The 11,699-nt window shown below is 44.1% G+C and carries 5 protein-coding genes; 1 reads left to right on the top strand and 4 read right to left on the bottom strand.

Translation table 11 applies throughout. From position 1 onward, the window contains the following. Positions 1 to 5 precede the first annotated feature (5 nt). Positions 6 to 488, bottom strand: coding sequence for a riboflavin biosynthesis intermediates N-glycosidase (locus NLX74_RS09585; RefSeq protein WP_254328540.1), 483 nt, complete (start codon positions 486 to 488; stop codon positions 6 to 8). A gap of 28 nt (positions 489 to 516) precedes the next feature. Further along, positions 517 to 1,422 carry an NUDIX hydrolase gene (locus tag NLX74_RS09580; RefSeq protein WP_254328539.1) on the bottom strand — a complete coding sequence of 302 codons (906 nt, stop codon included), beginning with the start codon at positions 1,420 to 1,422 and terminating at the stop codon, positions 517 to 519. A gap of 292 nt (positions 1,423 to 1,714) precedes the next feature. On the opposite strand from NLX74_RS09580, the gene NLX74_RS09575 reads away from it, so the two are divergent. Continuing rightward, the gene (locus NLX74_RS09575) at positions 1,715 to 2,017 is read left to right on the top strand and encodes a hypothetical protein (RefSeq protein WP_069289635.1); all 303 of its coding nucleotides are present in this window, start codon (positions 1,715 to 1,717) and stop codon (positions 2,015 to 2,017) included. Positions 2,018 to 2,231: 214 nt separating this feature from the next. Here the strand turns inward: NLX74_RS09575 and NLX74_RS09570 are convergent, their stop codons facing one another. Together NLX74_RS09570 and NLX74_RS09565 are read right to left on the bottom strand one after the other, a co-directional pair. Beyond that, positions 2,232 to 3,113, bottom strand: coding sequence for a glycosyltransferase family 17 protein (locus NLX74_RS09570; RefSeq protein ID WP_254328538.1), 882 nt, complete (start codon positions 3,111 to 3,113; stop codon positions 2,232 to 2,234). Further along, on the bottom strand, positions 3,110 to 11,698 hold the full coding sequence (locus tag NLX74_RS09565; RefSeq protein WP_254328537.1) for a non-ribosomal peptide synthetase: 8,589 nt from the start codon (positions 11,696 to 11,698) through the stop codon (positions 3,110 to 3,112). The genes NLX74_RS09570 and NLX74_RS09565 overlap by 4 nt, the downstream gene beginning before the upstream one ends. Between the last annotated feature and the right edge of the window lies 1 nt (position 11,699).

Raw genomic sequence — 11,699 nt, 5'->3', positions numbered from 1 at the left:
GGTGACTATTCCTCCTTTTGCAATACATCCTCACGTAAATTCGTCAATATTTCCCCAAGCCAGTTCGTGCCACGCCATAGCTTGCGGTTCCGTATACGAGCATCGCTCTCAGCTAAGCCTACACCCCAAATGGTGTCGGTTGGACTAGCCTCAACCAGAGTGGTTCCTTTCGTTTTAAGCAGGTGCTTGAGCAAATTCGGATTTTGTGTAAACTTGGCGTAATTACCGTCATATACAAATTGCCGGCAATAGGCCTCCCACAAGGATTGGTCAAATCCGCGCACACTGCGGCCCCGGGCTTTTTGCTCCCTTGGGGTAGGGGCTTGCATAATTTTCAAGGCCGCCTCTTCATCCCCAAAAAGCTGTGCTTTTTTCAACATCATATATTGCTCGGCACAGTTAAACTCCAATCCATCCACGACAAAATCAGAAGGATACCATTGCGAAAATGGCGAATGACTGCGATAAAAAAATGTAAACTTTTCCATAAAGATTCCTCATTTCATATTCCTTATGCTACATAAAACGCGACCGAGGCTTAAATCGGTATAACTTGGACGGACGATGTCCAGCCGCCTTTCTATACTCATTGGTTTCTTCCACGAGATCAGCTATTTTGCGACGAAAAGCTGCGGCCAACAGCTCCTTACCTAGAATAATTTCATACACCTGCTGAAGCTCACTCAGTGTAAATAGAGCTGGCATCAGGTGAAATGCGATATCTGTGTATTCTATTTTGCTGCGCAGACGCTCTATACCGTATGCAATAATTTTGGCATGATCAAAAGCAATTCCTTGTGACTCCAGCACCTCTCGCTTGATTTCAATGGTTCTTCCCTTAAGAATTTCAGTTATTTTTACTTTGGCTGATAGATGGATGTCCCCATGCTTCAATGTGATGTCAATGTCTTGTTCCCATGTGTAACCTTCCGGCTGCTTCGTCCGCGTCTCCTGAGCTACGCTGTAATCCAGCTCAAACCATTGGGCATCATCAGCATCATCCCCCGCCAGTACCTCCAAGGAATCGTGATCCACCAATGCCATGTAAGCGCAGCTGATTACCCGCATACGAGGATCACGTGCCACATCTCCCCAAGTATATAACTGCTCCATATAAATCTGATCCACATTCGTTTCCGTTTTAAGCTCGCGTCGCGCAGCCTCTTCCAGACTTTCATCTATACCTACAAACCCCCCCGGCAACGCCCATTGCCCTATATAAGGGTGCTCCCCTCTTTGGATCAAAAGAAGCTGGAGGGTCTTCTCAGGCAGCTTCCGATAATTTTGTTGGAGCTGATCCATTACCGTAAATAGCAGCATATCTACTGTTACGGATGGGCGCTCATATTCATTCGCATCATAAAGGGCCAAGAACTCCTCTTCCGTCAAGCCACTGTGATTATGTTTCGATCCATCTGTCACTTGCCTCACCTACCTGTTCATAAATGGGCCATTTGTCGCTTTTAATTCAAAAGTGACGAATGCTCTATGTAACTTTTAATTTGAATTAATTGATAAAAACAAAATGTTAATATCAATACAGTAATATATAAAAACTGCTTCGTCAATAGGGTGTATAGTCCTGTTTTTAATCATTTGATAGTACTATTAGACTGTTTACTGAATTGCACTTGTTGCTTATTGTCATATCATGTATGATGTTTTGGTCAATATAGGAAACACAACATACTAATCACGTAGGGAGAAGATCTAATTGTCTAACCAGTTTAATCCGCAATTCAATCAGCAAGGAGCACCATCCAGACCAGCCCCTGTTTACCCGCCTCCTGTATCATTCAAGGAGTGGATGATCAGTTTACTTCTGATGGCTATACCGGTAGTTGGACTTATTATGCTGTTTGTGTGGGCATTTAGCGGCTCGACTAATCCGAGTAAAGCTAACTATGCTAAAGCAGGCCTTCTTTGGGCAGCTATTGTAATTGTGATCTATATCATTATGGCTGTTGCTCTGTTGCCTGCCATCATAAGTTCATTGAATTCAAACAGCTACTATTGATTCTGATTACATAGCAAAATAACCTTCCGATGAATAACCTGATCATCAGAAGATCTTTAAACTAAACTGCCGATCTCGTCGGCAGTTTTATTTGATTTCTTTTCGCTTTACTCCTCCCAATTGGCGTAGCTCCCCCTTATAGCTTGAAAAAAAGCAAAAGAGAAACCCTGATCTTGTGTGAACCGGGTTTCTCAGGCAGCTAATCTAACTTCCTTTACTTATACCAAAGATCATCTGTTTCAAGTTCCTGTAGACTGCTCAAAAACGATTTTGAGTTATCAACATAAAGTTCGGTATCGATATAGTACAGCTTTTTATCATGTAAGCATTGATCAATATACTCTGCATTTAATATACTTTTATCTTCTACATTGGCAGCAAAAGCTTGCAGTTTGGGAAGCGCGGTTTTCTGATATTCAAGCCATGAATGGTGGAATCCAGCTGGCTCCTCCAGACAATAAATGTCATGATATAACGCTTCAGCAATTCCCTTCTTCCTGAGATAGTCGGGTGAGAAAGGCATACTTTTGAAGTACCGGCCGGTCATGGCGAACACGCGGTAGCTCCAATGAGGAGCACCGTGATTAGATTGGCAAAAAAGATTCAGGAAGAATACAGAATAGTGCATTTTAATTGTAATAACTTGATGTTTCTTCACTTCCGAAACAATACGATCCGCCATCCGACTGTCAATGATCTCATCAAAATCAGCCAAAATGATCACATCATCGTCTTTAACTTTATCCTGTAAGATAGAGGAACTTCTGTTTCTTTGGCAAGCCTCATTATAAAACGCACTGTTATAGCTGAGCAGACGCCAGTACCAGCGGTCAAAGTTATCTGCGCCGCAGCTATCCACATCGAAGTACAATGAGTGCTTCTCAGGTTCACGAAACAGTTGATCCGCGTGAAATGGATGATGAATCACCTTGGGACCCACATAATCTGGATTAAAGTTGCAGGGCTTATCCAAATAGCTGAACGTCTTGTTGGCTTCGATCACGTGCAGCTCGTCAATCCAGCCGGCATTTTCTTTTATTTTAATATCTGCAATGCGATTTTCATTGAAAAATGGGCAAAATTCATATACTTTCATAATCTGAAGCTCCCCTCCCCTATCATGGTATATGGGCGAACACCGATGCTTTGGCACAGATGTTCGCTTATGAAGCGTATTAGTTCAGCGATCGTCTGATCCTTATAATGTAGTGAACTATAATAGCAGGTTAAACTTAATCTATCGCGTCTAAGCCCTGCTGTTATATTTAGCTTGTAAGCAGAGGGATTGTCTGCGGCGTTCGTATTTCCGTAAGAAATGGATAAAGGCTCGTACAACTCATCGGCTATCCCGTTCATTTCCTCTGATTGGTAATGGAAAAGCATGTGTGTTCCGTCCTTTAGTGGTTCCGTATTTGGATTAATATTCTGTATCAAATGACGTAAAATAAAGTAATCCATGCCTTCAGATGGAATATGCCGCAACGTGTGTACGACATGTCCCAGTGCTACTTCCCAATTGTCGGACAGGTCTCCTTCCGGGATCTGAATTCGAAGGGGATATGCTCCGGCGAAAAAACCAATTGTACGATCAATCACGATACCCGGCAAAAAGGACTCACGTTGATAAGACATCACATGCAGCACCAAATCTGATTGCTTTTTCAATTGGAAACAAGCCTGTGACAATGCCGTCAGTAAGATGCTCAGTGGCGTAGTATGGTGCTTTACAGCCAATGCTTTTAGAAGAAGAATATGCTCCTCTCCTTCAAGTAAATCATACGTTATAGTTCTCATGTGGCGATGAAGTGGCTGTATCTCCGATTCCGTGTCAACCTGTAAAGATTGGCCGCCTTCCACAACCTTACTCCAGAAAGTGGATGCTTTAGGAAAAAAGTCTTTCGCCGCATATTGGGTCAACGCCATGCACCAATCCCGATAACTGCTTCCCTCCTCCTCCGCATGTAACGCCAGATCATTCCCTTTTCCCGGCAGGAGAAGATGTCTCAACTCTTCTAAAAAAATGTTTATGGAAATCCCGTCAGAAATTAAATGATGGAACAGAAGTAATATCACCTGTTGTCTCTCTTCGCAATAATGGTCAAACAACACAACTTTCCATAAGGGTCCTTCTTTGATATCGAATTCACGCTGCACTTTCGAGCAGTATTCCGAAATGTAGGCGTCATGTGATCCCGAGACCATGTGCAAATCCACGTAAGAGACTACCTGTTCTACACTTATTTTCTGCTCAAACTGATACCATTCATCATCTTCCAGTTGAGCAAAGGATAGTCGCAAAGCCGCATGTTTGTTCAATAGTGACTCAAGCGACGTGTTCAGCAATTCTGTAGGGATGCAATTTTTGAGCCGGGCCAGGTAAGGTACATTAAACATGTTACGATTCACGAGATCTCTTTGAAAAAAACGTTTTTGTACAGCAGATAGCGGAAATCCGTCATCCGGATATGCTTTTCTTATAGACTGAATATATGGGATATCCATATTTGGACTAAGGACAGTTGTTGTATCCGTCATTGCATTGCTCAATGAGAGGGCCAAACGTTCGATCGTCTGTTCGCGAAATATTTGGTTAACCGTAACCGGATATCCGCTTTTTTGCAGCAGACTGGCTATGCGTAGCGCATGGAGCGAATGTCCTCCCAACGTATGAAAGTCTTCATTTTTGCCAATGTAATCTAGCTTCAGAACCATGCCCCAAACTTCTTCTATTGTTTGTTCCAATTCAGTCTTCGATCCAGCATTTACTTCTCTATCACTACTATGGATTTCAGGTAAAGGAAGCTTTTGGCGATCGATTTTTCCGTTAGCCGTTAATGGGAACGATTTCAGCCAAACGTAACGAAACGGTATCATATAAGATGGAAGACCTTCAGCCATAAAAGTATGAAGCTGCTCCACTCGTTGCTCCTCTTCCGCTGTATAGTAAGCGATCATTCGCAAATCGCCATGAACCTCCCGGACAAAGGCCAGACATTCTTTCACTACAGGATAGCTGCTAAGACGGAACTCGACTTCTCCAAGTTCGATTCGATAGCCACGTAGTTTTACCTGATCGTCAGCCCGTCCAATATACTCGATATTCCCGTCTGGTAGCCATCTCGCCCGATCTCCCGTACGGTATAGAATTAAATTTGTACCTCTTTCACCATCTTTGGCAGAGCGATATGGATTCGGTGCAAACGCATGCAGTGTCAATTGGTTTTGTCGCCAATACCCCCTTGCAACCCCGTCTCCCCCCACGCATAATTCCCCGATTGCTCCGACAGGCTGAACACGACCCCACTTGTCCAGAATATAACAAGTTGAGTTACTAATGGGCTTGCCAATAGGAATATTCTGCTCAAAAGGCTTTTGGATCCGGTAGCTCGTCGAAAAGGTGGTGTTCTCCGTAGGACCGTATACATTGAGAATCGAAAGTTCCGGATAGGCAAGCCGGATACGATTTATATGCTTAACTGACAAAATTTCTCCACCTATGAGCAGCCATTGGAGTCCAGCAAATATCTTTTCATTTTCTTCAATCCAGTGATTACACAGTGCGGAACTTAGCCATAGTGTATTAATTCTCCACTCCTTCATCCGCTGCTCCAGTACATGGATATTTAGAAGATCATCTTTTGAAACTACAAACAGCTGTCCTCCATTCAGCAACGTCCCCCAAATTTCAAACGTAGAAGCGTCAAAAACAGGCGAACCCGTATAGAGCAATCTGATATCAGAGGAAAACGGGAAATAAGAGGTGTTTTTGAGCAAGCGAATGACACTGCGATGTTCCACCATAACGCCTTTCGGTTTTCCTGTCGATCCTGATGTATACATTAGATAAGCAAGGTCATTGGGAGCAATCATGTTCTCCTTCTCTTCTTGTTTCACCACTCCATTTTGGTCAAAATGCTCTGTATCAATTAATATTAAATGGATTCCCCTACTGGCTTCCGAGATACGTTCCGCTCCTTCCTGTGAAGTGAGGATGGTGTCCAGTCCAGCGTCCTTGATTAATTCATGGGTTCTTGCTGCCGGAAAATCGGGGTCAATGGGAACATAGGCATATCCCGCTTTCATGATCGCCAGGATGGAGACAATGAATTCAAGAGAGCGCGGCAAGTAAACTCCGATAAACTTTCCATGATTGTTGTCATCAGCATCATCCGTTAACATCTTGGCAATGTGCTGGGACATGAGGTTTAGGGTGTGGTAGGACATAACCTGATTGTGCGCAATTACTGCCGGCTGCATAGGCCGTAGTTTCGCTTGCTCCTGGAATAAATCAATAATTGAACGTTCTCTGGGATATGCTGTATACGTATCGTTCCAGTCATAGACGATTCGTTCATATTCATCCTTGTTCATAAAGCAAACGTCTCCGACGGTATGATTCGGATATTCCAACACATATTGCACCGTATTTAGCAAATGCTCTGCCAGTCGGCAAACCGTTTCTTGTTTCAGTCGATCTGCATCATACATAAACTTGATGGTGATCTGTTCCCCGTCATTGGCAACGGTGATCGTCATTGGATAATTCGTTTTCTCTCGTTCCTCCATAGCTGACATCTTCAATTCATTTTCAGGCTGCCGATAGTCGTTCAAATAATTTTCGAATGCTACGATGCTGTAAAACATGACATGTCCTTGAATACCAGACCAGCTATTCAGTTCGTTCAGGCTCACATAGCTGTAGTCGTTTAGTTTCTGAATGGTTTGGTGCAGCTTTTGTACATATTCAGTGATGGTTTGCTCCACATTCCAGTGCATGACCAAAGGTAACGTATTAATCAGCATACCCGTGATCCGATCCGATTGTGCAAGATCCGATCCCCTCCCGGACACGACCATGCCAAATACGGTTGTATCCGCATCTTGATAGACTTGTAGCACTTTGCCCCAGGCGAACTGCACCAACGTATTTAGCGAAACTTGTGCTTGCTGTACAAAATCAGTGATCCGCTTGGTTCGTCTCGAATCGATACAAAAAGTCTCGATCTGCTGGTTCTCAATCGGTTGATGTACATCGGGAAGTATGCCCTTCTCTATCGGCAGATGGGTCGGCTCCGTTACGTCAGCCAAATATGCCTTCCAGAATGACTCGGCCTCCGTGCGATCCTTATTGTTTAACCAACGAATATAAGTTTCAAAAGAACGGGTCAAGCTGCGCTGTGGCATCCGGTTTTGCAGGCTACAAGCATAGAGTTCATGAACCCGACTCAGTAGTAGCGGCAGGCTCCAACCGTCCAGCAAAATATGATGGTAACTCCAGATCATCGTCCATTCATTCGAAGCGGTCTGAATCAGTGTTATGCGGAACGCAGGCTGACTCAGATCAAAACGGCGATTACGATCCATTGTCATCCAGCGTTCGATACACTCCTGTTGCTGCTCTGGTTGCTCTGCTTCAAAATCCAAAAATGTCCAATCCCATTCTACATTTCGGACAATACATTGTATGGGCTTGTCCAAAGCCTCCCAAATGTAGCAAGTCCGCAAGCTATCATTTTCAGAAATGATGCTGTTCCAGGCTTCTCGGTAACGGTCTACCTCTAGCCTGCCATGATATTTCCAACTAACCTGCACAAAGTATTGATCGGAACTAGGATGATCTAAATAATGGAACAGCAGTCCTTCTTGTAAGGGACTTAGGTACATCATTTTATCCAAACCAAATTGCCAATGATATGTCTTTACGATCTGGTCGAGCGAATGCTGTTTCAGTGACACTGATGGAAAATCACTAGGTGTGAATTCTTGGTGTTCAGTCCGGCTGCAATGTTCGATAATAGCAAGCAAACGTGTTATAAATGTATCTAACAACTGAGTAATGGTGGCTTCTTCATAGTGACGTTTGCTATATTTCATAAACAAATGCAGCTTGCCATTAACAACGGAACAGTTGAGTTCCAATAGGCTTGTTCCATGATTAAGCGGCGAGCTATAATCCTGTGCAGCGTCACTTGTAAACCCTAACCACTGGTTTAATTCGCTCGCATTCCCCTGATCAAACTGGCCCAAGTAATTGAAAAGAACCTGAGGTTCAGAAGCTGATAACTCGGAACGGACTTCTGTATTCGGATGGCAGTATCTCAAAGCGCCATATGACATGCCGCGGTGAGGAATACAACGCAACTGCTCTTTGACAGATTTAATCGTCGCCCCCAAGGGGGAACTGTCCGTAATCTGAATGCATACCGGAAACATGGAGGTAAACCAACCGATGCTTCTTGTCAGATCTATATCGGATACAAAGTGCTCACGTCCATGACCTTCTAAGCGAAACGCAATCGTCTTCTGCCCAGACCAAGCGGAGAGCGCCAGGGACCAGGCTGTAAGTAGCAGGTCGTTAATCTCGGTATGGTAAGCTTGGGAGCAATGGTGCAAAAGCAGTTCCGTATCGTCTGGAGTAAGCATCGTAACCCATTCCGAAGATTCACTGCTCTTTTTACGAGCCGGTGAATGGTCCACTGGCAGCACAAATGCTGCAGTTTGATGCTGCACCTTTTTCCAATATTCAATATGACGTAAAGTATCTTTATGTTTAGAATAACTCATCAATACAGAATGCCATTTTTTGTATGGATTTAAAACAGTAGGCAGCGCTATACCCTGATACAATTGATACAATTCCTGGACCAATATTCTCCAAGACACTCCATCAATGACTAGATGATGTATAGTCATAAACAGACGGGTTTTACCGTCAGGGTGACCTTGAATTACTCCTGCATACATCATGGCGCCCGTCTCATAATTCAATTGTCTGTTCCACGTATCACATATGCTTGAAATTTCGGATTCGGGATAATCGACTTGTTGAAGGGTGTAGCTAGCCAGTTGAATGGAAGCATCCTTTCGGTAGCGCTGCGAATACACATGTTCCTTGACTACGATCTCCATTGAAAGCTCTGGATGTAATCGAATCAATTGATTAATGGCAGTTTCCAGCTTCACAGCATCACAATCACTGAGTACAAACAGCTGAGATTGGTTGAAATAATGCGGCTCTACAAACTGTTGCTCGAAAAACCAGTGCTGGATCGGTGTCAAACCAAATTCGCCTGTCAAGTCAACGCTGAGATCTTCCTTTTGATCATTGTCTGTCCAAGTCACCACAGCAGCTAATTTCTGAATGGTTGGATACTCCCCAACTTGTCTTGGAGTAAGCATGATACCATGATCCCTGGCCATAGATACGACCTGAATGGCAAGAATTGAGTCTCCCCCAACCGCGTAAAAATGGTCGTTAACCCCGATATCTCCTCTTTTTAAAATCTGCCGCCAAATCCAAAGCAAGCGCTTTTCGAAACCGTACTCGTCTGCTTCCACTACTTCATCAGCTTGAATAAATAAGTTACCCCTCGGATCGGGGAGAGCTCCACGTTCGACTTTTCCGTTTGTATTTACTGGAAATGACTCCAGATAACAAAAATATGAAGGAACCATATAAGCTGGTAATACAGAGTTTAAGTGCTGTGTCAGATCGGCCTCTTTCAGTTCTTCTACGGCAGTATAATAGGCCACCAGTTTATGGTAGGACCCGTCTTTCCAGGCTTGAACGATACATTGACCGATGTCGGGATGTTGGCAGAGCTGATGTTCTATTTCACCCAGTTCGATACGATACCCTCTAATTTTAATTTGTTCATCACTACGGCCGATAAATACCAATTTACCACCCGGCGTCCATTTCACAATGTCCCCGGTTTTATATAACCGCTCACTGTGTGGTGGATTTTCACTGCTGATTACAACCTCTTTGTGAACGAACCGTTCCTGAGTCAGTTCTTCACGATTCAAATATCCTCTGGCAAGCCCTATACCACCCACCCATAGTTCGCCGGGAACGCCGACAGGCACAGGACTGCCGAATGGATTCAAAACGAATAAACGTTTGTTATAGACGGGTTTGCCGATCGTAATTTCTTTCCCTGGTCTGCAGACAGAAGTAGAACAAATAATCGTCACTTCGGTCGGCCCGTAAGCGTTCACGAATCGTCTTCCTCTTCCCCAATAGTCTACAATATCAGACGTACAGGGTTCTCCAGCAGATACAATTGTCCGTAACCTTGGCAGTTCCCTATGTTTCATCGTTCGCAGCACAGATGGTGTCAGCATGGCAATGTGGATATTTTTCTCTTCAAGAATATCTGAAATGTCTGCATAAGGAGGCAGTTCCTCGTCTGACAGAACAACCACTGTTCCGCCTACTGATAGCGTGCCGATCCATTCGTAGACCGAAGCGTCGAAACTAATGGAGGCGAATTGCATGACTCTTGAATCTGAGGTGATACCAAACTTTTCAACAAGATAAGGGATCAACGTAACCAGACCAGCGTGTTCAATAAGCGTGCCCTTTGGTCTTCCAGTAGAACCGGATGTGTAGATGACATAAGCCAGATCATTATGTTTAACCTTGATCTTCAAGTTTTCGTAGGGATAGTAGCCCTGCCGTACCAAGCATTTATCCACACAAATCAGCGAATGTGCTCCCATACCCATTTGAGAAATATATGGATTCAGCCTACTTACTAATTGGCTGTGCGTTATAATCATTTGGGCCTGTGCATCTTCTAAAATAAATCGCAGCCGTTCCCCAGGATATTGGGGATCGACCGGAAGATAAGCAGCGCCCGCTTTCATAACTCCAAGCATCGACGGGATCACATCTGCGCTTCTATCCAAGACGATGGCAATCAGCGTGCCGGTCGGCAGAACGCCATGTCCCTGTATCGAATACGACTCCAAAATCATGCGGCTGATTTGATTTGCCTGGTGATTTAACTCATAGTAGGTCAGCTTCTGCTCTCCAAACTCTAAAGCGATTGCATTGGGTGTTCGGCCAGCCTGCTCCTCGATCAAATGAACCACAGTTTTATCCAAAGGGTAGGACTGTTCCGTATCATTCCATTGTTGCATCTGTCTGCGTTCTCTTGTGGTCAGCATGGGGTGAAATAGTACCGTCTTCTCCGGAAGAAGGAGTGCATTTGCCAGCAGTGTTTTGAAATGGCCTGCGAATCTAGCGATTTGCCTTTTTCCAAAACGACTGCCATCATACTGTATTGCGCACTCCAATACATCCGGGCCATAACGGTAGCAGAGCGCGATTTCTGGCTGATCTATACCATAAAGGGGAGGGGACTTTTCCGCATTTAAACTTGGAGAAGGAAAGTCATCATAAATTTCTGAGATACCCACATTGAAGAAATCCTTCTTCCCCCCTAATAGAGGATCGACTTTAGTTTGCTGCGAAGAATCCTCTCTCCACTCGTCGCTACTAAGTTGTCTGTTCCATTCCATTTGTATCCTTTGTATCAAAGAGAGAAGATGATCTTCCTTCTGTATATGAATGAGTAGTGGATAATCCAGACGACATCCTTTCCCTTCTTTGTCTGATACCACGGAATATAAAACAGGCAGAGCATATTGATTGGCGTAATGGGATAACAGTACGGACCATATGGCTGTTATAAAAGAAGGCATACCCAGCTGATGATGCTGTACAAAACCCATAATCGTTTTGACCTGTCTTGTCCCCAAACGAATCTTGTAAAGCGCTTGATCATGGCCTTCGGGCTGTCCGGCATTTCCACTATGGTGAGAAAATAAAGGCAAGTAACGTCGCGGTCTATCAGAACAACTCTGATTAGATGTATTGGCTGATTCCTTCACT

The sequence above is a fragment of the Paenibacillus sp. MZ03-122A genome (assembly GCF_024213325.1).
In the GTDB taxonomy this organism is placed as follows: Bacteria; Bacillota; Bacilli; order Paenibacillales; family Paenibacillaceae; genus Paenibacillus; species Paenibacillus polymyxa_B.
Note: the sequence above shows the minus strand (reverse complement) of the source record. Positions and strands in the feature narration are given on the sequence as shown.